Source organism: Holosporales bacterium (genome assembly GCA_031263535.1).
GTDB lineage: Bacteria > Pseudomonadota > Alphaproteobacteria > UBA3830 > JAIRWN01 > JAIRWN01.
This window is the reverse complement of sequence record JAISFO010000030.1, coordinates 1-23,457: the sequence shown is the minus strand read 5'-3', so window position 1 is coordinate 23,457 and position 23,457 is coordinate 1. Positions and strand designations below refer to the sequence as shown.

The following is a 23,457-nucleotide window of genomic DNA, read 5'->3' as shown; positions in this document are numbered from 1 at the left end:
TGCCAAAACGTCTTGAGATATGCGAACGGTTCATGCTAAACTTATCCTACTTTTAGTTAATTATACCGCGTAAGATGAAGTTTTTGTTGGCTTTGCATTTTCTGGTTACACTTTCGCTGGTTGGGGTTATCCTTTTGCAAAAGAGCGGCGACACTGCCTTAGGGATTGGCGGTAATTCCAGTGGTGGGCTTCTGACTGCCAGAGGGCAAGCCAATTTACTGACAAAAATTACCGGCTGGCTGGCGACGATTTTTATCCTCAACTGCATATTAATGGCCTCAATTTCTAAGCCTGAGCACAAGCGCGTATCGGTAATTGATCAAGCATCACAAGAGCAGATTGTCGATGCGCCGGTCAAAGCGGATACTCCACCGCCAGCGGCGGACAGTAAGCCAAAAGTACCTACAGCCCCAAAGAAATAGCTGGGCGTTTTGTAAGCGGTCGTTATCACAAGCTGGCGACAGGTTGGCCTTTTTTATATCTTAAAAACATTAAGTCGCTGTTTTCTTCGGTTTGCAGGCTAATTTTCTGCAGGCCTATGCCCTCCATGAATGGCGCGTCGGGGTACAGGCAAGCACCAGTAAGTGCGTATCAGTGGCAAACAGCGCCACAGCCATATGCCCCGAGTCGCCATAGTTCGCATACCGGTTAACCCTTCCTTGCTTAGCCCTTCTGATACATAAGATATCCCCAGGCCTTATGTCTTCTTTCAAGTTGGCGGCGTTAATTGGCTCTAGTATATTTGAGATATGTTGAAATTCTGGCCTACTGGCCCAGGACCTGTCTGCCAAACCACAGTTCGATTTGATTCTGAAAAATTGCATCAAACCAAATGTAGTTATGTCATGCCTGGTTCCCAAAATTTTTGACACCCAGGATGAGCAGTCCTCAGGCCTTGATGGCGTGTCCTTTCCCCCTCTTTCATAGCCGCCCCCTGAATAATAGCCGCTGTGCGGGAACCCCAGCTCACCTTGAGGCGGGCTGTTACCGTCTTTATAAAAATACGTAAACGACCTTAGCTTAGGATACACGCCCGCCTTCACAAGACTTTTCGCTATGGGGATTTTGTGAAAAACCCAGCTGTAGTCGGCCCATTTCTCACCACCGCGGGCAGGAAGCCCAAGATCGGATGCGTTTGCCTCACTTCCGGCAAGCTCTGCTAGCATAGTTATTATTACGCCTTTCAGACAGGTTGTCTTGAATGAGCCTGTAAGGATTCGACTGCCCTTGTCCATCTCAAGCGTAGTTATGTTATAGAAAGATTTCTTAAAACTAATCGGCAGTTTACCTTGTATTAAAGTGTCAAAGTGATTCTGAATAATGTCATACGCGCTGGAGATTACTGGATACAGCTTATTCTCTTTGCACAGGTAAAGCGCTCGGTCGTTGCTGTTAGCCGTTTCTAAATAACTGTTAAAATCGTTGATGATTGCCAAATCCCGATCTAAGCGCTTGTAAACCCGCTGTTTAAAATCACTTTTAGAAATGTTGCTCAGGACAAAACGCTCCTGTAGCGTTTTAAGTAAAAAATCCGGCTCCTCAAGAGTAGATATTCTATGCTGCTCCTCCGCGGCAAATGCTTTACCCAATATCCCAGTCGTCTTAGACTTAATCTCGTCTACAGCAAACAGGTCACCAAAAGACACAAGATCTGGGTTCAGCAATACAGCCGCTTGCCTGCTGGTAATATCATTATCTTTGGTCTGTCGTTTTTTCACCCCTCCACATGAAGAAAGCAAAAGCATAATCGACAAAAAGCAGGCGATTTTGTGATAATTTTTTGGTTTATAAAAATGCATTACAAATCATAACAATTAGTTTAATTATGCCCACTAATTGGTAAAATTTTGTAAATGTGCTAAATGCAGTTTCAATGTTTCATAATAAAGTGCTAGGTTTAATGGGATAATTTTGGACGCTGGCGAATGAATCGAACTTTGCTTTTTAATGATGACGACAACCCCTGGGGGCAAGACAATAATCCCTGGGGAAAAGGTGGCAATCCTTTAAACGATCTGCAAGAGCGGTTTAAAAAGTTTTTCTCTGCGCGAGGATCTAAGGGAGGATCCGGTAATACTTTTAAATCCGTTGGATTGCTTCTAATTATCTTCGCTTCGGTTTGGTTGGCTAGCGGTATATTTCAAATAAGTCCCGACGAGCGCGGCGTTGTGCTTAGGTTTGGTCGTTGGGTTCATACCGATGGTCCAGGGCTGCATTATCGGCTGCCTTACCCGTTTGAAGAGGTAATAGTTCAAAGCATCACAACCGTCAACCGCATAGACATAGGAGGCAGAAAAAGCAATCGCAGCTCTGACCCGGAAAACGCCAGCGAGGAAGGATGTATGCTGACCGGGGACTCGAACCTGGCCAATGTCACGTTTACGGTCTTATGGCGCATAAAAGATGATGGCGTTGAAAAGTATTTGTTCAACGCCAGATCTCCTGACGTCACAGTTGGGGCCGTAGCTGAAAGCATTATGAGGGAAATCATCGGCCAAACGCCAATAGCATTTGCCCAAACTGAAGGTAGAGGCGAAGTTAATGCTATGGCGCAAAAACGCCTTCAGAGCATAATGGACTTATATAAAATGGGCGTTGAAATTGTTCAGGTTCAACTTCAAAATGTAGAGCCTCCTGCTTCGGTTATCGACTCTTTCCGTGACGTAGAGCGTGCCCAAGCCGACCAACAGCGTGAAATTAACCAGGCCGATGCTTACGCTCGTGGGGTTGCGGCTGAAGCGCGAGGGAAGGTAGGTAAAACCATTAACGAGGCGCAAGCTAAAAAAAGCATCTTAGTCTTAACGGCACAAGGATTGGCTCAGCGGTTCACCGACGTTTTTGAGCAGTACAGGCACGCGCCCGATATAACCGCCAAGCGTATATATCTTGAAACAATGGAGGACATTCTTTCTCGCACCACAAAGATTTTGATAGGTCAAAAAATTGGTGCTGGCGGAACAGTATCTTACCTGCCACTTCACGAAATGCTTAAGGAAAATAAAGAGCAATAAGACAGCTCCATCAAATTTAGATGTACGCAAACTTTACGCACTAATAGAGATAAAATAACTCTAGTGTTTCTGGTTGGCTTTACGAACTCTTTTAAGCAATACTTTGGGCTGATTTTTCCCAAGAATCGCTTCTTTGGTGAAGGTGATACGCTCTATGTTACTTTTCGACGGCAGATCGTACATGGTTTTCAGCAGCGCATCCTCCATGATCGAAGAAAGCCCTCTAGCGCCTGTTTTAATTTTAAGCGCGCTGTTGGCAATGGTTTTTAGCGCTTCGTCGGTAAATCTTAGGTCGGCTTTCTCCATGCTGAACAGCTGTTTATATTGTTTAACCAGGGCATTCTTTGGTGTAGTAAGTATCTCAACCAAAGCCTTTTGATCAAGCTCGGACAGCACGGCAATCACGGGTAAGCGCCCAATAAATTCAGGAATCAAACCGTATTTAAGCAAATCCTCTGGCTCCACTTTGCCCAGATCTTTTAGGCTGGTTACGTTGCTTGGTTTTCCTATTTGCGCGCCAAAGCCTATGGACGAGCTGTTGTATCGCTGAGATACGATCTTCTCAAGCCCGTCAAAAGCACCGCCGCATATAAACAAAATGTCATGAGTGTTTACCTGCAGCAGCTCTTGCTGAGGATGTTTGCGACCACCTTGCGGTGGAACTGAAGCAACAGTTCCCTCCATAAGCTTCAAAAGCGCTTGCTGCACGCCTTCGCCAGATACGTCGCGTGTAATGGAAGGGTTTTCAGATTTTCTAGAGATTTTGTCGATCTCATCGATGTATACAATACCGCGTTGAGCTTTCTCAACGTTGTAATCAGCGACTTGCAGCAACCTTAAGATGATATTTTCGACGTCTTCGCCGACATACCCGGCCTCAGTCAAAGTAGTGGCATCCGCCATCGTAAATGGCACGTCCAAAATTTTGGCCAAAGTCTGTGCCAGCAGTGTTTTACCCGTACCTGTCGGCCCAATCAGCAGGATGTTGGATTTCGTAAGCTCCAAGCTGCCGGCCCCAACAGAGTCTTTATATGCTAGCCTTTTATAGTGATTATAAACCGCAACCGACAAAATCATCTTTGCATGATCCTGGCCGATTACATATTCATCAAGGACGTTTTTGATTTCGCGCGGCTTCTTTATGCCTTTAGCAAATTCTCCTATATAGGATTTTTTGACCTCGGCCATGATCTCGTTACATACGCCGACGCACTCGTCACATATAAACACAGCCGGGCCGGCAATAAGCCTTTTAACCTCTTGTTGGCTCTTGCCGCAAAACGAGCAGCACAGGAAGCTGTTTTCTTTGTCACTAGCGGAAGTTTTTGGCATAAGCAATCGGTCTCTTGTTACAAGCAATTTTCCAACAAATTCGCCTAAAAACCGTTAATTTCCGCGATTCCCTTTATTGCCCAACAAGATTTAAGCATCCAAGAAACTTCTTAATCTGCGGGAACGACTTGGGTGCTTAAGTTTCCTAAGCGCTTTGGCTTCAATCTGCCTGATTCGCTCACGCGTTACAGAGAACTGCTGCCCCACTTCTTCAAGAGTATGGTCTGTATTCATGCCTATGCCAAAGCGCATACGAAGCACCCTTTCCTCACGTGGAGTCAATGTTGTAAGCGCCATATTGGCCGCCTCACGCAGCTTGGAATTAATTGCCGCATCAACGGGAATCACCGCGTTTTTATCTTCTATAAAATCATATAAATGTGAATCTTCTTCGTCTCCAACCGGCGTTTCAAGGCTGACCGGTTCTTTCGATATTTTCAGCACCTTGCGCACTTTGTCGATTGGCATACGAAGCCTAGCGGCCAGCTCTTCCGGCGTAGCCTCCATTCCAGTATCGTTCAGTATCTGGCGCGAGGTGCGTACTATTTTGTTAATCGTTTCGATCATATGGACAGGTATACGTATGGTCCTTGCCTGATCGGCGATTGACCTAGTGATCGCCTGCCTAATCCACCAAGTCGCATATGTTGAGAATTTGTACCCTCGCTGATACTCAAACTTATCAACCGCCTTCATCAGGCCGATGTTGCCTTCCTGAATCAGGTCCAAGAACTGCAGCCCCCTGTTGGTGTATTTTTTGGCAATTGAGATCACTAAGCGTAAGTTAGCTTCAATCATATCTTTTTTAGCCTGATTAGCTTCCGCGTCCCCTTTTTGAATCTTTTTGATGGTTTCGCGAAAATCTGCTACTACCAAGCCGCTGATTTTTTCTATGTTCTCGACCTCTTTTTGATGGTTCATAAGGTTTATGAGATGTTTTTCAATAAAGCCAACCCAGCTTTTCTTTTTGAGCGATTTTAAGGTAGAGATCCAGTCTGGATTCGTCTCGTTGCCATAGTAATGTTTTAAGAATTCATCACGATTAATCTTCAGGTCATGGGCAAAGCGCAGCAAAGCCCCTTCACTATGCATCAGGCGCTTATTCAGGCTGGACAAAGCTGTCATAAGCTCAGACACCTTGGCTTGGTTCAACTTAAGCTTGTCGATACCGGCAACCATTTGGGATATTAGCCGGTCGTATTTTTTTTGCTGAGTTTTGTCGAGGACGCCGCTTGAGCTCTTCTTAAGCATATCTAGCTGCTTTTTACGCAGAGCCAAAATCTCTTTCAATGACTCAATAAACTGGGGCATAAGCTGTGCTTCTGCGATGTCAACTGCGCTTTTGGGGGTATTGTCGTCAGATTCATCCGCCGCAGCACTTACGTCGCTCGTATCGCTAACGTCTTCCACCGCTTCGTCATCTTCGTTGCCAATATCAATTTGGAAAATTTCTCTTGGTAAGATGATCTTTTTTTCGATGCCCTCTAGCCATCCGCTTAGTTTTTCGAATGTCAGGGATGTTCGACAAAGTCCTTCAATGACCGTCAGTTTGCCAGACTCAATCTTCTTGGCCAGAACCACTTCGCCTTCGCGAGACAAAAGCTCAACATTGCCCATCTCACGCAGATACATCCGGACAGGATCTTCTGTGGTAGCTGGCTCGCCGGCGCTTTCTGTCGTTTCTTCTTCTAGCTCTTCATCTTCCTCAACCTCCTCGGCGCTGTCTATTGCGACCGCTGGGGATATATCGACCGCCTTATCGGTCTCCATTATAGAGATGTTAAGTGCCGTAATTTGTGCTATGGCCTCTTCGATTTCCTCAACAGGAACTTGATCTTTGGGAAGCGCTCGTTCCAGCTCATCATAAGTGATAAACCCGCGCGCTTTTCCCTTGACCAGCAGCCTCTGAAAAACCGCGCGATTCACGGTCGGGGCGTTTTCAGCCTTTTCAATAACCTCTTCGGTACTTTTTACTTTGCTGTCTTCAACATCTTTTTGCGAAATGCTGCTTTTAGCCACGTTATTCCTCCATTTTATCCTTAAGTGCGCTGCTTTTTAGCGCTTGCAACCTGATCCAATCAGATTCAGAGAAACTGGTCTTCAGCTTGTTCGCCAAAAACTTAGCCTCTTCATTTACATTCTTTTTGATGAACGAAGTCTCCCATACGCTTATCCAGCCGTCATAGGCCGCGTCATCATCTGCTGTATCTCTGGCAAATCCAGCATGTTTATAAAGATCTTCCCCCAACCAACTTAGGTCATGTCCGCGCTCGGCTAATCCCGCCAATAACTGTTCGCGTGAACAGCTGCCCGACTGACATAAAGATAGCACAGCGTCCCCAAGACTACTAAGGTCTGAGCGATTGGCGATAAGCTCCAAAAACTGTTGTTCTATTCTACCTAATAAATGCGGATGATTCAAGATTGTTGCAACAAGTATTTTCGCCGCCAGGTCTGATTTATCCTGCTGTTTCAGCTTATTTCCAATGTTTAGGCGCTGAATTTTCGCAGGCCTAATCGTATTGCGTATAACGGTATCAGTATAATCCTTAAGCAAAGCCGCCATAGCCTTGCCGTAAGTTTGCCTCAGGTCTGCGTCAACTATCTTACCAATTGTGCTGCGTAGGCTGCGTTTCAGGCTGGCCGCGCTTTCCGGGGTGTGCTTTGCGATCTTTGACACATGCGTTGACCACAGCATTTCCAGGATGCTTTTGGGCTCTTTTATCAGATTTGAGATCAGGCTGGTTTTTCCTGATGCTACCAGCGAATCCGGATCTTCATCTTTTGGCAGCATGCAAAACTTCAGCGAACAACCCGAGCGCAAATAAGGAACAATCCTTTCCATCAAGCGCTCTGCCGCCCTTATTCCGGCATTATCGCCGTCCAGCATGATGGTGGGCTCTTGGCAGATTTTCCAGCAGCTTATGATCTGTTCTTCACTGATTGCGGTCCCCAAAGGGGCAACTACTCGGCCTATATTGGCCTTATAAAGCGCCAAAACATCCATATATCCTTCGCATAGAATAAGCGGAGAGTCTTGCGACATCTGCCTAGCATTATATAAGTTGTAAAGTAATAATTTTTTATGAAAAAGCGGTGATTCTTGCGAATTTATGTACTTTGCGCTTGGACGATCTTCATCCTCAAAAACACGCCCGCCAAAGCCAACTACTCTGCCTTTATCGTCTTCTATGGGGAAGATGATGCGTCCGCTGAATCTGTCCCTTAAGTTTTGGGTAATTGGACCAAAATCCTGCAGCAGCTTAGTATCTGGCTCAAGGGCTTTAAGATGCCTAAACGTCAGATCGCGTGACATCGGCGCATAACCCAAACGGAATTTGTTAATAAGCTCTTCCGAAACCCCTCTGCCTAGCAAATATTCCATCGCTCGCTCGCCGGCCTTGGATTTAAGATTGTTGTGATACCAAACGGCCACGTGTTCGATCAGTGAATATGCTTTTTTGATATGCGAGTTAGCTTTGTCTGTCTGCAGAGTTGGCAGCTCCATCCCGAACTGTGTTGCCAGCTTCTCTATAGCTTCTTGGAATGAAAGGTTTTCGGCTTTGCGAACAAATTCTATCGCATCGCCAGAAGCTCCACACCCAAAGCAATAGAAAAAACCCTTCCCGTCATCAACCTTACAAGACGGAGTCTTTTCCTGATGAAACGGACATATGGCGAACACATCTCGCCCGTGTCTTTTTACGGTTGTTTTCTGTGAGAATAATTGCGAGATTGTCGCTCGGTCGCGCAAGGCGTCCAGGAAGTCTTGAGAATAAAAAAGACCCGTCATCGCCGACTAGCTTCGCAGTAAACTGTTACAACGCACCTGGAGCGGGTGATGGGAATCGAACCCACGTCATCGGCTTGGAAGGCCGAAGCTTTACCATTAAGCTACACCCGCAGATCGCTGCAGTCCAAAATTACTTCCTGTCCCAGTTGATTAGAAGGAGGAGATCAAAATCTTCTGTATAGCAAGCCGCCGCTTTTAACGGCTTTTTGTGACTGCAACGACGCTCTATCCTATATCCTCTACTTCATTGCAATCAAGTGGCATTTGCTTAAGCTATCTAGAAATCTTTGAAAACGCCAAATCAAGCCACGGGAGAGCGGCTTCAAGGTCCGAGCACTCCACAGTAGGCCCATGCCATATCCTTATGTTAGGATAGAAAGAGTTGGGATGCCCAGCTACGTCGTAAATATCTGCATTTTCTTCCAGCCACAGCGCTATATTATTTATGACCGACCACTGATCTTGAGCGTTTAGGCTGGTTGATTTTATTTTCAGGCAGCTGATATTTTTCGACCTAATGGATTCATCCGAGATTAAAAATTCAAAAAACCGGCTTTGATTGACCCAGCTTTTTATTGCCATGTAATTTTTATCAACGCGTGCCATTAAAGCGCTGATACCGCCGATTGATTTGGACCAGTTTAGAGCGCCGATAAAGTCTTCGATTATCAGCAGTGAAGGTGTGTTTATCGTATGCCCCTCAAATATCGATTGGTGAAGTTTTCCAAATTTCTTGAGGTTGTAAATCCTGGGTATAGGCCACGATGGCGTGAAATCTGTAATCCTTTGAACGGATAGAGGGCTTAAGACAAGCACACCATGCCCAGCCTCGCCGCCCAGACCTTTTTGCCAAGAAAAAGCCACTGCGTCCAGCTTGTGCCACGGGACATCGTACGAAAATACGTACGATGTAGCGTCGCAGATCACCAAGGCCGATCTAGAATCGCTGATCCAGTCGAAATTGGATATGGTTATGCCGCTGGTTGTTCCCCCTGAAGCAAATACTATATCTCGATCAGTCGAGCATGCCTGAAGGTCAGGCAAATCGCCGCCGTCAGAAGAAAAGATTCGCAAGTCGGTTATTTTCAGCTGACGCTCGATCTCGCTACCCCATGTTTGGCTAAACACATCGGTGCAAATGGCGTCAACTCCGCACGGGCCAAGCAAATTCCACATGGCGCACTCAACGGATCCAGTCGCAGACCCTGAGATAATTCCTACCAAGTAATCATCAGGAATCAGCAAAACCTCACGCAGCAAATTAATCAGCTGGTTAATTTTGGCAATTCCGTCTTTTGATCTGTGAGATCTGCCTACAAGCGCATTTTGCAAATCAGAAACATTCCATCCAGGTCTTTTAGCGCACGGACCTGGCGAAAAATTTCCCCTATTTGGCTTCTTAAGCATGCCATATGCTAGCACAAAGCCGCGTATCTTTGAATCAAAATCAAGTCAGCCAGGAACGCAGCTCGCTCATTTTGCTTTTTTCGGCTCCGTCGCATCTTCCTGAATCAGGGAGATTGGGCGATCTCTGGCACCAAATTCAGCGCTGTATACGTCTTTTAAGCACGAGCCAAAAATGCCGGCAATGGTCGATATGATGCCAACGACTTCTCCGGACAAAGATTTCCTTTGCAAAGACAAAATCCCAAGACAAAACGTCAGTCCCAGCACAGCGCATAAAGCCATAATTCCGGCTTTTGATCGACCGCATCTGTCGCTGCTAGAAACCACCCTTTGTATAAATTTTTTATGATGTTCTTTTTGCAGGCTTCTTTCCATCTCATCGACAAGCTTTACAACTTCGCACTGAAATCTCACAGCGGCGTCTTTATCAGACGTAAGGATTTGGAACACCCCTGCCTCACTTTTTGCGTTTGTGACAGAAATGGCCAAATCCTTTATGGTTTGCGCATTCTTTTTGGCATTCTCACTCTCCAACCATCTTTTTATGACAGGTGCAAACTCACTTAGACCAAAAGCGAACGATATCAATTGCTTACTCATAGTTTTTTTCTCCCTAAAATTTTACAGACACATTACGATTGCAGTTTATAGAAAACATGCGATCCCAGCTTTAACCTAGGAATGACGTTTTTGGCCCAATGTGGCCGAATGTCACGCGAGTGATAGTGATCACTGCCCTTGGTTAAATCTGGCCATTTGCCTTGCAAGAGAGCCGAAGCTACTCCAAGGCAAACCTCAAATAAAAAATCGGACTTATTGGCTTTGCTGATTATCGGCAAATTCGGATCGCCGGCGTTCCAGCAAGAAAACTGCCAAGGCTTTTTACATACTTCAGCAATGCTGTTGCCGAAAAATCCGCCAATGCTTGTTCGATTTAGCACAACATTGCCAATTGCCACGAGGGCGTTGATGCCAACTTTATGATATTCGCCCCTAGCCTCACCAAATATGGTTCTGGCAAGAACGTCTGCGTCTTCATGGGTGTATGAAATTTGCTTCATAAATCATGCTCCATTGAATTGCAAAAATATTGCAAAAATAAGGCCCATTTGTTTCTGTCCCTTTCCCAATCCTCGGCTGTATGCGGGTTCAGGCAAATCCAGATTTGACCATTACCGTTGGCAACCAGGTCGTTCATAACGTACCTAGTTCCGGCCCTCCATTCACCCTGAGGGTTTAGTTGGAAGGGTGGAATTGTGGCGCTTCCAACCTCACGCCCATGATCGGTAAAAAACTTCAGCACATTAAACTCCTGCTCAATACGGCATACCGTTTCTGTACCGCCCTGGCTGCTTTCCAGCCTGGCTAAGCGGACATCCAGGTTTCTGAAATTATCATCCACTTCATCGGAAGTAAGCGGTATGCCTTTGATATTCCTGTAGGTAATTGACATGTTAAATCTCCTCCATACGCAAAAAGTACATATCGAATGTTTTCGTATCGATAACTGATCTTAAGATTTGGGACGACTTGTACATGCAGGTCTGCCCACTTTCTCCAGCAAGAGATATGCGTGCAAAACCGTTTGCAACAGCTTGCTCAAGCGAAAAATGTTGCTCATCGCTTACATCGTCCCAGCAGACAACGCCCGTGCCGTCTACATTACTGAACTTAGCGTGCGGGTCGATACTGTCCGTTTGCCAAGAGCTGGTTTTGGTCGGGTGCACACGCGTTTTCCCTCCATTATTAGTTATTTGAAAATAAACCTGCTCCATCTCTGCGGGGCTAAGCTCGCTGTGCCATATCCCGCCAAAAGCATGCAGTGATGCCAAGATTGGTGCGCCATTGGCGCCTTCAAATAACGGAAAATCCAGTGCCCAGAATGACGCATCCCTGCGCCATTTTTCTTCTACACGGGTTGCTGATTGATGGGCAAATGGCTTTGTATATATGATGTTATTTGACGGAATCAGAACTTTACCTGAATTATTGGCGATTAGGTCGGCCTCGATTGAAAGCTCCTGATGCTGGTCGGCGGTTAGAAACATTGCGCTTCCATTGCCGGCATAGGTGACCTCTAGCGCTTTATACAAAGCAATCTTTATAAGCTCGGTCCCCTCGCGGTCGTAGGCCGACTCTGGCGAGTAGAGCGGGACCATGCCGATTGAGCGGTTGCCATCAATTCTTGAAACCGTGGCTTCTGCGTCAATCGGAATACCCATAACATTTACATGCAGAAGAATTTTATCAGGCCATTTTGTGGAAGGGCCCAACTCTACCAAAGCGCACGCTTCTGCTTGCGAAGTAAACAAGCGCGTATCCAAACATGGATTTATATTGATGTATTCAACAAAATCTTCAGGCGGTTCGGTTTGTACTTCCGGCGCAAACAAGGCCTGACGTATGCTTCTGTTTATTTGCATAAAGTTTCTCCTTTTTCAGCTGATATTGATGCCTTTGGGCGCGCTCCACGGTGTTTGCGCCGTCACGTTCACTTCATGCTCTAAAGTCATTTTGTGATTTATGTGCCTTAGCTTCAGGTATATTTCGTTTTGCTGTGATTAAGCGCTTGTTTAAGCGCATCTGCCGAACGCAAGTGCATGACAGAGTTCATGACGGATTCTTGTTCTTCCGGCGGATTGACAATTTTTATATCCTCAACCAAGTCGACAATGTCCATAAGGCCAGGGGTCAATATGCCGTCGATTTTGGATGTTGAGGTAAAATCCGGAATGCTGATATCCTGCACATCCAATCTGTCGCCCTGGGCAAACGTCTCAGCCCTGGCATAGCTTTGGTCTGCATAGTTAACCAGCGGCTCGGTGTGCCTACCCAGTTCTAAATAGGATTTATGCTGGGCTTTACCTACAGAACAAGCAATCGTGACGTCGATATACTGTCGGCCGGTTTTACCATCGGCCAAAAGCAAAGTTTTTATGACTTTGCCGGTTACCGACCCGCCAGGGAGATCCTGGCAATTCAGCGTCACATGCATATCAAGCATTATTGAGGCAAAATCCTCAACAGAGCCGCGGAAAGTTGCCTCTACACATCTGGTCGACCAGGCAAGATGGGCCCTTGCCATCATAACCGCATGCATTACTGCCTGTTGCCCCCTTGAGGTCAAGAAAAAGCTTGCGGAAGAGGCGTCTGGCATGGCATTTGGGATTTTGCCCGTACAGTGCCATTTATCCTGATCAGGTATAAACCCACTGCCAGAACGGTGAGTCTGTATACACACGTACACGCACCCGCCAAATATTACCTGAGAATCTGCGACGTAGAAAGTATGCCCCATCCAGGGCAAAACATCTGATCGCAGAGCAATACTGCGCAGCTTGATATTAATCGTTTTTTTGTTTGGGCAAGCGTTTCTGATTCGTTGAAACGAATTTTCTAAGGTAATATTTGCTGTTTCACGGCGCTTTTGCCTGTATTTCCAGTATAAAAGGCAGTCACAATCAAACCAGTGCCTTCTGAACCTTACGGAACGTTTGCCGTTGGTTCCATCTGTAACTTCAAACAACCTGGAATATTCTGGGTAAAAACTCGGCGCGCCTTTAACATCCGATTCCCTAATATCGCAGCGAAGAAGTTTATAAGCGCTGTTTTTTATTCCGTAATACAGGTGTTTAAAGCACCGCTTGAGGTCATTTCCTGTAAACGAATTTATAATTCCATCAGCGAAACTTTTGGCTATAAACCTTGAAAGGTCAAGAATACCCTGGGCTTTTTGGATCCACTCGACTTGTACTTTTATGTTTATTGAATCAATCGGATCAGAGCAAAATTTGAAATCTATGTCAGTAGAGGTCGTTTTATTTACCACTCTATGTTCACGGCCAAAATTTATGTCCGATACACTAAGTTCGCCGGTAACCTTGTCCCAATAATATAACCCAGAGATTCCTTCCAGAAAGTAGGTTGGGTCGTCCTGACGGCTTTCTGGGACAAACAGTTCGTCCCATACTGGTGAATTCTTCAGGCCGGCTTTGAGCCTTTCAAATTTTTCAAAAGCATCATCTGGCCGCGATAACAGCTCTAGCACAGTAAGGTTTTTTCCTACTCTGGCAGGAACCTCGGTTACGCATCCGAAAAAGATTGGCTCAATATCCGAACTGTCGTCCCGTTGTATGCCAATACGGGCATAGCGTTTTCGTACGCAATCCAGCTGACTCAAGCGTGAGTTAACAAGCGTCACCCTCGCAGCAGCAAAGCAGTTTTCTTGATGCTGCAAGGTTAAATGAAAAACGTGCTCATCGCCTCGCCAGGCTGTGGCGCGCTCGTCAAATGAATCAATCCAATCTAAAAGAAATTTCATAATTTCCTGTCAAGCCATAAAATACAGACTTAATTTTTCTTTAATTTTTTGCTAAGCTCCGCCGAAATTCCGAGGAACGTTATGCAAAGTTGGTTTAATCGCTCAGGCTATCTGCAAGGTATCTTTTTCTCGCTTCTGGTCTTTTTGGTCAGCTCAACCAACGATACTGTTATGAAATTCGTTGGACAGCGGCTTTCCGAGTTGGAAGTTGCTTTTTTCAGGTTCTTTTTCGGATTCATTACTTTGCTTCCTTTTATTATCAAGCGCGGCCGGTCAATTTTTGTTACCAAGTACTTGGGGCTGAACATATTGCGCTCTGTGCTGGGCTTTTTGTCGGTTTTGCTGTGCGTCTATTCGGTTATTAAAATGCCGCTGGCCGAAGTAACCACGGTATTCTGGACACTACCTCTGTTCGTACTCGTCCTATCGGCCATATTTTTGAAAGAACGCGTTTCCGCCAGCAGGTGGGTCGCTACGTTAATAGGTTTCAGCGGCCTGTATTTCCTTATGAACCCGGATGGGGTGTCGTTGCGACTAGTCGTACTGATTCCTGTTGCTTCTGCTATTTTGTTTGCCATTCAAGATATCCTCATAAAGAAAATGGTCGATGATGAAGACCGCTTCACGATGCTTTTTTACTTCTCCCTGGGCACAACTGCCTTAAGCCTGATACCAGCGCTGTGCGATTGGACTTGCCCTACCGGTAACGAGCTAGCTTGGCTGTTTGTCCTCGGTGCCGGAGGAAACTTAATCCAATATTTCATATTTAAAGCCTATGCCGCCGCCGAGTTATCGGCCTTAGCGCCCTTCAGATACTGCGAATTTATCGTATCTGCAGCTTTCGGATTTATATTTTTTGGTGACGTACCCGGTATGAATCTGTACATCGCGGCCGCAATCATTGCGCCAAGTACACTGTATCTTGTGTACAACGAAAGCAGCAAAAAGCATAAACTGTCCGAAGCGGCATAAGATATTCATCTTCACACCTCTTCCAATATAATCTTCCAGGCGCAGGCGTTTCCCCACTCGTCGGTCTGCATGATGAAGTTAACTACCTGCATGGTTAGCCATGGACGAAAACCGACAAAGGATTTTTCTGTAGTAGCAGAACGAAGCTTCAAAGAAGTTCCATCTACGCTTTCAATCTCCAGCCTGTTGCCCGATCCATCTACGGCCACTACCGAGCCTTCTACGGCCGGGCGACTGATATGCAGGCTTTGTATGTCCTTATCCAGACAGATCCAGAGCATCTGAATACAACCTATCTGTATTTGTGCGCCAATCCAAAGGCCGTCAAGCGCCAAAGAGTTAGTGTCTTGTCCGGTTATGACGCTTCGGTATTTACGAGCGTTGTTACCCAAGCAGACAAGCTCACCATTTATGTCCCTCAGTACTTCCCCAATTTCGGCTGGAAACAGGCTTTGTTTACAGCCATGAGCGCTCATAGGCGGCAGTCCCCCAACGCTCATTATTAATTCGCTTTCTTTCATTTGATTAACTCATCCAGCTGGGGTCTATACAAAATCTGACGCGAGAGTTTTCACGCAAATATGATTCAAGCTCTTGTACGACGTCTATCGCGCTTTCCTCGGTGTATATGCTGTACTCTTCTAAATCCGGAGTGGGTATTAAGTTGGCTAAATTCATCATGTTCGACTATCCTCCTATTTGCTTTATTAAGCCGTCGAATTTGTAGATATGCTCGCCGCGCTCTTTTCCAGCGTATTTGAAACGTACGCGAGCGCGGATGCTCGTTTCATCGTCGATTAAATCAAAAACCCTACCAGTCAAAATGCTTATTATTTTCTGCGAAGTACTGAAGGCTTCTTGATTGCCTATATAGTTGTTATGTATGTGCAGCCTGAATGACACTTTGGCGCGGTCTACAGGAATCGCTGGCGTTATTTCGTCTATTTCCAACATTGCGTAGGGCGTCGTTTTGTCACTACCCAGACGACACGTAAAAACCTCACAGGCCTCACGCAGCTGTTCGACAATAAATTTCGTTATAACCAATGGCCAGTTACAGTTGCTCATTGCCGCCTTTCCTTACTGTGATTGATATTGACTCGAAGCCGTTTTCCAAAGGCATTGTTATTGGATAAAGCGGCTCACCCTTTTTGTTAACAATCCTGATGTTGCTCGGGAAGTTTGGCGTCCAGCTGAAGCTCAACATAAAATCTATTTTTCGCTTTGATCTGCTAAAAACCTGTTGCATGCGGCAAGTCGTTTCTCGCCACAGCTGCCATGACTTTTTAAAACCACCCAGACCATCTGGTGTTAGCTGATATACCTCTATTTTCACCTTTTCATTTGGCGAGTATATTTTTCTTTTCATGGCTCAACCCCTTATTTCACCTAGATGTCCTGATTGATCCGATAGGCGCAAAGCAAGTGTTTAACGCCGTCTAATAAATTTTCTTGCCCATTTGACATTAAGTCGCGATCTTTGTATATACGGCCGACAACCAGCATAATCGCCAGTCGAATGGTTGACGGCACATCCTCGGCCTGATCACCGTAACCGGCAGTATATTCTGCCGAGATATCCAAAGACTGGCCTGTACATTTTTTGGCCTGTAGCGATAGAACTTCCCTGCCGTCAACTGTTGTCAGTTTAAAATCAGGCTCCTCGACCCTTACCCTATTACACATCAGGTTGGTAACCTCGATAATCGGGGCGTTAGGAAGCGCTATATTCACATTCATACCAAAAGGATAAACCTCCGCTACGTTCAAAGGCCGGGCTGGCTCAGCGCAAATATCCATCCGATTTTGGTATTGCCATTTTTGAGTTATCAAAGATCTGCCGAGGAACTTCTCTACCAGCTCTCTTGCCGTTGTTATCAGCACATTCAGCAAGTTGTCATCCAGGTCATGTTCAAGATGCAGGAAGCTTTTTATGTCATCCAATCTGATTGGTTCTAACTCTGGCTTTTGCAGCAATTTTAATGACACGGTCATCCTCCTTCTCAAACATGGTTAACAAAGGGTGTATCCGCGCCCTAAGCGTTCACAGAACGCCGAATACACCGCTGTAAAAACACTACTCTGAAAAATTCACGACCTTGATTGCATCAAAGTCAACAACTGCGCCGCCTACGCGCTTTGTCACATAGAACTCGACAAAAGGTTTGGCTGAGAATGGGTCACGAATGATCTGCAATTCTTGCCTGTCGACAATCTGGTACCCAGATTTAAAGTTGCCAAACGCCATGGATTTACTTGCGGTTCCGCCGGCAAGCGCAGGCATATCGTCCATAATCACAACCGGATAGCCAAGTAGGGTGGAAGGCGAAGCTTGCTCTAGATTTGGCGTCCAAAGATAGCGGCCAGAATCTCTGTCCCTGATTTTGCGAACCTCGGACAGCGTGGATCTTGGCATAACCCATACGGCCCCTTGTAAGTACTGTGACTTAAGCGATCCCAGCACGTCAATTATAAGCCCTGCTGGATCATCGCCGAAGGTTCCGTTGGCGCCTGACTTAACGACCTCAATCTTGCCCCATTCCCACGATTCTTTATCCACACCATCATAAGTCAAAAAGCCTTTGGGCTTATTGTTACCGTCTCCATTGACAAATGCCTGGTTTTCAATGACAGCAATTTTTTCGGCAATGGTTGTCATAAGCCATTCTTCTATGTCTATCTTACTGTCGTCCAAAAGCTGCTGACTGGCCTTAGGTCTGGCGTAAATTGCGTGAACGTCTATGCTTATCTTTTCTAGTTCAGCGGCATCCGTTTGATCCCTGGCGTCGGTTTCATTTGCCCATCCGGTATTTGGCAGCTGTTTCTCAATAAGCACTTCCAGCGCGCTGGTCGATATCGTTGTTACCCGTGCGATTGACCGCATTGATGAGGTTGTCAGCAAAGCCTTGTTCATTCGATGAACGATTTCAGCAGGCATAATAAAGCCGCCTATATTGTCCGTAGCAGAGCTTAGCGCCGCTTTCGTGCAGACTTCCCTTATACATACATCGTCGCCTTTACGAAGGTAATTTGCTATTGCTTGCTTGTGTTCTTGGTTGTTGTCGGTTTGTTGCTTCATGACGATCTCCTCCCTATCGCTTTGTTTCATGCTTATTTCGCGTAATTTGGCCTCTGCCTTGTTGATGACAGCGTCAAGCTTTTTAGTCTTATCTGTCATTTGGCCGCCCGCTTGATCTTTGACGGCTATCTTTTCCTCTAGTTCATTAAGTCTGTCACTGTTTGAGCTTTTAAACTCATGAAACGCGCTATACAGACCGTCCAGCGCCTCGCTAACATTCGATTTCATGTCTTTCCTCCTTATCAGAATTAAACGTCAGTCCCCTTATGATGGCCGCTAAGCGATGTATATCGGCGGCCAACCATGCTTCAGCCTCGCTGATCTCAGCGGACTTCACATCTGTTATGCATGCCCTGGGATTGGCTGCAAAAGTTACAAGCGACACTTCCAAAAGATCCAGCTTAAGCAAGCGCCTTACCGAGCTTACCTTTGAATCTCTAATCGACCTGATCACTCTGTACCCTATGGACATGCCCTCTATGGCTTTGCTTTTTAGCAAGGCGTAAGCTTCCTTTGCCTGCTTTACCTCCAACAGAAGCTGAGCGCGAATGAACAGCCCATGCCCGTCTTCCCTAAGCTCTAAAATGCGCCCGATTGGCTTCTTTTGGTCATGCTGCCAAAGAAGCTTCGGATAGCTTCCAAGAACCTTGGCTTTTTCAAGGCAGTTTTTGAAGGCACCCTTTTCAACTATGTCGCCTTGCTGATCTACTACATCGAACACACTTGCATATCCTTGAAATTCACCGGACGCAGACAGGCTTTTGACGGCAAATTGCCCCTGAGCACAGGTAAACTTGTTGGTACTAGGTGATAAATATGTTTTCATAGAGCTTCTCCTTCTAAAAATTGTGCCTAATCTGGCATTTTTCCTAAACTGTCGCCGCCATCGATGGGGCCAAATCCCAAAGCTTGCCGCTTTTCGTTAATGGTTAAGAATTCTGCTTCCGAAATGCGCTTCCATACGCTGTCTCGCTTTAGCGAAAGGGCGTAAACCTCGTCCTCGTTGTAACTGATAACCAGATTGCTGCGATCGTCTGTATCTATCAGGGCCTCGCTCAGCTGACTCAGGACGTAATCCAACAGCGGCAGGATTGTATCTTCCCAAAGGTGGTATCTCGCCTCGCGATAGTTTGAGAAAGTCGCGTCCCCAGGCACGCCAACCAACATAGGCGGAACCCCAAAGGCTTGCGATATTTCTCGCGCAGAAAAAGTTTTCCCGGTCACAAAATCCAGATCTTTAGGCGACAAGCCCATTTCTTTCAACTCAAAATCTCCCTCAAGGACCATTGTCTTTCCAGCATTCAGCGCCCCTTCATACGACTTCTTTATACTGGCTCTTAAAGCCTGCTTTTGCTGCTCTGTCATAAACTCTTTGTTTTTCAGAATGAGGCAGCCAGATGGCCGCCCCCCATTTTGAAGCAGCGATAAATTATGTGACGACACGGCATTATATTGATCTATCGCTATTGCAGCGGCCTCAATGGGACTCAATCCATAGAAATCATCCAGCGGGTTAAAGAATTTAAGGTGCAAAACTTGCTTTCTCTTAAATTTGGTTGAATAGGCAGGAATTTGTCTATTTTGACCATAATCATATCCGGTCACCTTGCCCATTTTATCTGCTTTAACCTTCACTCTGTCAGGCCTAAGCAAATGCATGGTTATCGGTAATTCCTCGTCTTCATAGTGCAAATAAATATATGCATTACCAGACATCAACAGGTGGCAAGCCAAGGTTTCCATGAACTCTGACCTGGTTTGATCGCTGTTGGGATGATCCAAAAGGTTAGCCACAATATGTTCACTGCTTGCCAGTGCAGTTCCAAAGCTGAACAGCTTCAAAGGCACGACGGCCATACCGCGGGATATTAGGTTGATGGCTCTGTAGACTATCACGTTCTTTTTATAACCCTCATTGGCTAAATTTTTATAGGCCCGCGGCGTCCATACTGGCGGCATGCCGTCGCTAAAAGCCAAAACGCTTGTACTATTTGACTTTCTGAATCCTGCCTTTAGCTTCAATAAGCTTTTTGTAAATTTGTTCATCAGTTTTATACTGTTGTTACAATCAATCGATAATGCATTTTAATAAAATTTACATTAAAATTAAAGCAATTTTTAATAATACATTAAAAATCAATTAATTATAAACTTTTTCTAATGGAAAATTGTGGTGAAAGCGGCAAGATTTTAGAAAAAATTGACCAGACAATCTCACTTTCTAATTTTTACAGAAGAAGGGGGGGGGGCGAATTATGATGCTGACTAGTGATGCGGAATTTGGGGATATTTGAACGCAACTGCAGAATTTGCCTGTCTTCATCAGAATTTAGATTTATTTAATAAATAACTTTGCAAATTAAATTTGGTGCCGTAAACTAAATTCTGGTTAATTGTTTTAATAACGAGGTAAATCATGCTTACTTTTCTGAAAAGTACTTTTTATTGCTCATCGTTTATCGTTTTGGGCCTGTGTACTAACTCTTTATCTCATGCGACTCTTTCTAGGCCTAGTGCTTTCTTTGCTTTAATGGAGAGAAGCCCAAGCGAAGATCAGACGGGGGCGGTACTAAAAAGCTCAGATGGCAGAACATGGGAGGTTGTGCCATCAAACAGCCCTGATTTTGCGTATACGCTTCAATTCCCTTTTGGAACTGCATATGGCAATGGGGTACATATTGCCCCAGAGATGTCGAGTACTAGCGGTAACGATGGTGGAATTTTAATCAGTCGAGACGGGGGGGGTGACCTGGATATCACGAGCCTTAGGTGATTTCCATGTTTACGGAGCTGCTTGTGGGGCAGGGCAATTCGTCGCTGTAGGAGCAAGGGGGAATGAGATGGGTAAAAAGATTATGGCCGCCGGCCCAGATGGGGAAGTTTGGACAGTGCGGTATTCAGAAAACGCTAAAACTGATGGTACTCATCTTAATCAGGTCGCTTGGTTTGAGGCAGCGGGAAAATTTGTTGCTGTAGGAAATCATGGCGCAATATTCACCAGCGTGGATGGTAACGGTTGGGAAAAGAAAATTATTAACCGTAAAGCTACGTATAACTTTGTCGCTTGTGTAGGCGATACACTTGTTATTGTGGGAGACAAAGGCAGGGCACTTAACTCCAACGATGGCACACACTTTAATGTGATGCGGCGAGCAGATAGGGGTAATCCTGATCTTTACGGAGTAGCTGGTGATAATGCGGGGACGTTTGTAGCAGTTGGTGAGTATGGAATAGTGTTAACCGGCCAAAGAGGAATGTCGTGGGAATCTATTGATGTAGGCACTACAGAGAGATTTTGTGGGGTCACTTATCGGCAAGTGCGCTGAGGTATTCAAAAATTCAGCTGTCGGGCTCGTCGCCTGAAGTGTATTTACTATTCCCCCCCCCCCTTTTTTTGGGGGGGGCATAGCTTTATCTTTAGGAAGACTTTTCAGATGATTAAGTAAATCTGATAGCACATCGCTAAGATAACGGCTCGAGAGTCTTTACATCTTTCTCGATTGTTAGTTCTTTTAATCAAAATTCTTTTAATTTAAAATTGTAAAGCTTATTCAAATAAGAGCTTAATTTACAGTTACAGCTTGCCTCTTTCATACATAGCAGATGGTTTTGCTAAAACCCTTTTAGTTTCGTAGAGCGCTAATAATATTTTTAAATCACAAATGGCTTCAAAGATAAGCCTAAGGGCCCATCTCAAAAAAACACGTCATCTTAATGAAAAATTAATACTTTATTGCAAAACTCTGGGCACTAGATGTTTAGCGAGGAGTTACTGCAATGGCTGGAGCAGAGATTTCAAGTAGTCGTGAGAGAAAAGACTGCGAAGCATTATGTATATCCTTCACTGAAGGACAGACTGAAGCAATAGATGCTCTAACTATAGATATTAACAAGCAAGATATTGCAAATAAGACAACGAATAAAACCGTGATCAAAGCCAGTAATTCCGCCAATTGTGAGGTTAGCATCCTTCCCGTTCATCATATAATCAATAACAAATCATTTTTAAGGCAAAAGTCCTCTCTATCAACTCGCTCAGATCAAGTCAATTTACCTAAATCTTATAAACGTCTAAGTAAATTTAGCGCTCAGTCTAATAAGGCGCAGCGGGAGCTGCGGCTTGCAAGCGCATATGATAAGACGTTGCCACGGTTCGTTAAATATCTAAGCGGGTTAACTAAGAAATTTAATAACACGCAGTTAATACAGCAATTTAGAGAATTAGCCAACTGTACACAGTTGGCAATGCAAACATCTAATATTTTTGGTTAAAGGAGAGGCATAGACATGTTTTTGATTCAAGCATTCAACAATTCAGTTAGGGCGGTCAACATGAATAAACACACATCGAACAGTTCAGTTAAAGAGGTAAATATGAACACGCTAATTAATCGCTTAGGCAAGCTTAGAACAATCATCAAAGCACTTGTAGCAAAGTCCGAGAATACGCAGCAGAAGCTGCGGCTCGCAGGTCAGCAGGACCTGCTCGATGGATATTATTCTACATCAGACAAACTTTATCGACTTAAAACAGTTTCGTTAATGGAGGGTAACATGAGTAAAAATAAATCAGCGCAGTTTTCAAAACGTCACATCTGGAGCCTGAGGAGCTTCAAGGCCGCCTTTGCTGCTGTGGCTGCGGCTCTGTGCTTTGCGGGTCAAGCAGCCTCTGTGTACAATGCCTTTGGTACTAATATGGGAGACCAAAATGGCTTGAATGATAATGCTAGACGCGCTGCCCAGTCTGGCATAGTCCTTCAATTAGGTGCAGATCTGGGAACTCCATCTACTTTCACGGACATTTTAGGGCAAATCCAAACGTTGAAAGACGCAGGAAGAATCGTAGTCTCAGACCAAGATCTTGCATTGCTTAACCAAGCTGCCAGCATGTTTAGCCTACCTAATAATAGCCCGCTTACAGCCTTCTTTGACGCAATCATCCAGACTTCAGATTCATTGAGGAGATTTGCCATTTTCTTTGCAGTAGAGCCCCCAGCCACTTATCCTGCGCTGCTTAATTCTATCGACTTAGACGAATTCCCACCCTTATTAGCCCAAGCGGCCATCTTGGTTGGCTCGGATTCTACGTCAATCCCAAGCATAATCTCAACTGCTGCAGGTATAGACCTAACCGCAGCTGCCGCCCTCATTAATGCAGGAGTACCGGCTACTGTTCCTGAAGTTCGTGATGCGCTTGTTGGTATAACCAATCTATCTGCTGCCCAAGCTCGCCTTGGCGCAGGTGCAACAACAATCGTCAGTGTAGTTGATATATCAGCTGGATTTAATGTTGGTAATATTGTGCCTCGGATGGGCAGTAGCACAAACACCATTCATGCGCTTCTCGTCACTTTGAATGGCACAGGCGTTGGAACTCACTTAAACACCTCACTTACTGTGCTGGGCATTGGGGATGGAGTAACTCACAACATCCCAGGGGTGCTTGAAGCTGTGGCTGGAATCTCGGATGGAGACTTAACAAGTGCTCAGACTTTGCTTGGAGCTCCAGCAAAAACCCCACAAAGCATAATCTCAACTGCTG

25 protein-coding genes and 1 tRNA gene are annotated in these 23,457 nt (G+C 45.3%); 7 read left to right on the top strand and 19 right to left on the bottom strand.

What is annotated here, in order from left to right:
• The first annotated feature begins 74 nt into the window (after window positions 1–74).
• Window positions 75–422: a preprotein translocase subunit SecG gene (gene secG, locus LBL30_03560; GenBank protein ID MDR1032166.1), complete on the top strand. Its 348-nt coding sequence runs from the start codon at window positions 75–77 to the stop codon at window positions 420–422.
• 114 nt (window positions 423–536) lie between these two features.
• On the opposite strand, the gene LBL30_03555 is transcribed toward secG, so the two are convergent.
• Window positions 537–1,745 (bottom strand): hypothetical protein, encoded by a 1,209-nt coding sequence (locus tag LBL30_03555; protein ID MDR1032165.1) that lies wholly within the window; start codon window positions 1,743–1,745, stop codon window positions 537–539.
• 180 nt (window positions 1,746–1,925) lie between these two features.
• Between LBL30_03555 and hflK the strand changes: the two genes are divergently transcribed.
• Window positions 1,926–3,011: an FtsH protease activity modulator HflK gene (hflK, locus tag LBL30_03550; GenBank protein ID MDR1032164.1), complete on the top strand. Its 1,086-nt coding sequence runs from the start codon at window positions 1,926–1,928 to the stop codon at window positions 3,009–3,011.
• A 60-nt stretch (window positions 3,012–3,071) separates the two neighbouring features.
• Here hflK and clpX read toward each other — a convergent pair whose 3' ends face one another.
• From clpX to LBL30_03500, 10 genes are all read right to left on the bottom strand, one after another.
• Entirely contained in the window at window positions 3,072–4,343 is a 1,272-nt protein-coding gene (gene clpX / locus LBL30_03545) for an ATP-dependent Clp protease ATP-binding subunit ClpX (protein ID MDR1032163.1), read from the bottom strand.
• Between the two features lie 90 nt (window positions 4,344–4,433).
• The gene (gene rpoD / locus LBL30_03540) at window positions 4,434–6,362 is read right to left on the bottom strand and encodes an RNA polymerase sigma factor RpoD (GenBank protein ID MDR1032162.1); all 1,929 of its coding nucleotides are present in this window, start codon (window positions 6,360–6,362) and stop codon (window positions 4,434–4,436) included.
• Between the two features lies 1 nt (window position 6,363).
• The gene (dnaG, locus tag LBL30_03535; protein ID MDR1032161.1) at window positions 6,364–8,136 is read right to left on the bottom strand and encodes a DNA primase; all 1,773 of its coding nucleotides are present in this window, start codon (window positions 8,134–8,136) and stop codon (window positions 6,364–6,366) included.
• Between the two features lie 37 nt (window positions 8,137–8,173).
• Window positions 8,174–8,247: transfer RNA gene (locus tag LBL30_03530), tRNA-Gly, on the bottom strand.
• A gap of 162 nt (window positions 8,248–8,409) precedes the next feature.
• Window positions 8,410–9,543: a phosphoserine transaminase gene (locus LBL30_03525; GenBank protein MDR1032160.1), complete on the bottom strand. Its 1,134-nt coding sequence runs from the start codon at window positions 9,541–9,543 to the stop codon at window positions 8,410–8,412.
• 66 nt (window positions 9,544–9,609) lie between these two features.
• Window positions 9,610–10,143 carry a hypothetical protein gene (locus tag LBL30_03520; GenBank protein ID MDR1032159.1) on the bottom strand — a complete coding sequence of 178 codons (534 nt, stop codon included), beginning with the start codon at window positions 10,141–10,143 and terminating at the stop codon, window positions 9,610–9,612.
• Window positions 10,144–10,175: 32 nt separating this feature from the next.
• Window positions 10,176–10,604 (bottom strand): cell wall hydrolase, encoded by a 429-nt coding sequence (locus tag LBL30_03515; GenBank protein MDR1032158.1) that lies wholly within the window; start codon window positions 10,602–10,604, stop codon window positions 10,176–10,178.
• Window positions 10,601–10,996 (bottom strand): hypothetical protein, encoded by a 396-nt coding sequence (locus LBL30_03510; protein ID MDR1032157.1) that lies wholly within the window; start codon window positions 10,994–10,996, stop codon window positions 10,601–10,603. Before LBL30_03510 ends, LBL30_03515 begins: the two co-directional genes overlap by 4 nt.
• Window position 10,997: 1 nt before the next feature.
• Window positions 10,998–11,966, bottom strand: coding sequence for a hypothetical protein (locus LBL30_03505; GenBank protein MDR1032156.1), 969 nt, complete (start codon window positions 11,964–11,966; stop codon window positions 10,998–11,000).
• Between the two features lie 113 nt (window positions 11,967–12,079).
• A complete protein-coding gene (locus tag LBL30_03500; protein MDR1032155.1) occupies window positions 12,080–13,864 on the bottom strand; it encodes a hypothetical protein in 1,785 nt (594 codons plus the stop codon).
• 81 nt (window positions 13,865–13,945) lie between these two features.
• On the opposite strand from LBL30_03500, the gene LBL30_03495 reads away from it, so the two are divergent.
• The gene (locus tag LBL30_03495; GenBank protein ID MDR1032154.1) at window positions 13,946–14,836 is read left to right on the top strand and encodes a DMT family transporter; all 891 of its coding nucleotides are present in this window, start codon (window positions 13,946–13,948) and stop codon (window positions 14,834–14,836) included.
• Window positions 14,837–14,847: 11 nt separating this feature from the next.
• Here the strand turns inward: LBL30_03495 and LBL30_03490 are convergent, their stop codons facing one another.
• The 8 genes from LBL30_03490 to LBL30_03455 all read right to left on the bottom strand — a co-directional run bounded on the left by LBL30_03490 (window position 14,848) and on the right by LBL30_03455 (window position 19,961).
• Window positions 14,848–15,357, bottom strand: coding sequence for a hypothetical protein (locus LBL30_03490; protein ID MDR1032153.1), 510 nt, complete (start codon window positions 15,355–15,357; stop codon window positions 14,848–14,850).
• Window positions 15,358–15,361: 4 nt separating this feature from the next.
• Window positions 15,362–15,517, bottom strand: coding sequence for a hypothetical protein (locus LBL30_03485; GenBank protein ID MDR1032152.1), 156 nt, complete (start codon window positions 15,515–15,517; stop codon window positions 15,362–15,364).
• 6 nt (window positions 15,518–15,523) lie between these two features.
• Entirely contained in the window at window positions 15,524–15,904 is a 381-nt protein-coding gene (locus LBL30_03480) for a hypothetical protein (GenBank protein MDR1032151.1), read from the bottom strand.
• On the bottom strand, window positions 15,891–16,205 hold the full coding sequence (locus LBL30_03475; GenBank protein ID MDR1032150.1) for a hypothetical protein: 315 nt from the start codon (window positions 16,203–16,205) through the stop codon (window positions 15,891–15,893). Before LBL30_03475 ends, LBL30_03480 begins: the two co-directional genes overlap by 14 nt.
• Before the next feature lie 20 nt (window positions 16,206–16,225).
• Window positions 16,226–16,825: a head-tail connector protein gene (locus LBL30_03470; protein ID MDR1032149.1), complete on the bottom strand. Its 600-nt coding sequence runs from the start codon at window positions 16,823–16,825 to the stop codon at window positions 16,226–16,228.
• 88 nt (window positions 16,826–16,913) lie between these two features.
• Window positions 16,914–18,143, bottom strand: a complete 1,230-nt coding sequence (locus LBL30_03465; protein ID MDR1032148.1) for a phage major capsid protein — start codon at window positions 18,141–18,143, stop codon at window positions 16,914–16,916.
• Window positions 18,127–18,741 carry an HK97 family phage prohead protease gene (locus LBL30_03460; GenBank protein ID MDR1032147.1) on the bottom strand — a complete coding sequence of 205 codons (615 nt, stop codon included), beginning with the start codon at window positions 18,739–18,741 and terminating at the stop codon, window positions 18,127–18,129. Before LBL30_03460 ends, LBL30_03465 begins: the two co-directional genes overlap by 17 nt.
• Window positions 18,742–18,767: 26 nt before the next feature.
• Complete coding sequence (locus tag LBL30_03455; protein ID MDR1032146.1) at window positions 18,768–19,961, bottom strand: phage portal protein; 1,194 nt, start codon at window positions 19,959–19,961, stop codon at window positions 18,768–18,770.
• 370 nt (window positions 19,962–20,331) lie between these two features.
• On the opposite strand from LBL30_03455, the gene LBL30_03450 reads away from it, so the two are divergent.
• The 4 genes from LBL30_03450 to LBL30_03435 form a co-directional block, all read left to right on the top strand.
• Entirely contained in the window at window positions 20,332–20,688 is a 357-nt protein-coding gene (locus LBL30_03450) for a hypothetical protein (protein MDR1032145.1), read from the top strand.
• Window positions 20,660–21,241 carry a hypothetical protein gene (locus LBL30_03445; GenBank protein MDR1032144.1) on the top strand — a complete coding sequence of 194 codons (582 nt, stop codon included), beginning with the start codon at window positions 20,660–20,662 and terminating at the stop codon, window positions 21,239–21,241. The genes LBL30_03450 and LBL30_03445 overlap by 29 nt, the downstream gene beginning before the upstream one ends.
• A 451-nt stretch (window positions 21,242–21,692) precedes the next feature.
• The gene (locus tag LBL30_03440) at window positions 21,693–22,187 is read left to right on the top strand and encodes a hypothetical protein (GenBank protein MDR1032143.1); all 495 of its coding nucleotides are present in this window, start codon (window positions 21,693–21,695) and stop codon (window positions 22,185–22,187) included.
• A 15-nt stretch (window positions 22,188–22,202) separates the two neighbouring features.
• Window positions 22,203–23,457: hypothetical protein (locus LBL30_03435; GenBank protein MDR1032142.1), on the top strand; the 1,255-nt coding region annotated here is incomplete at its 3' end.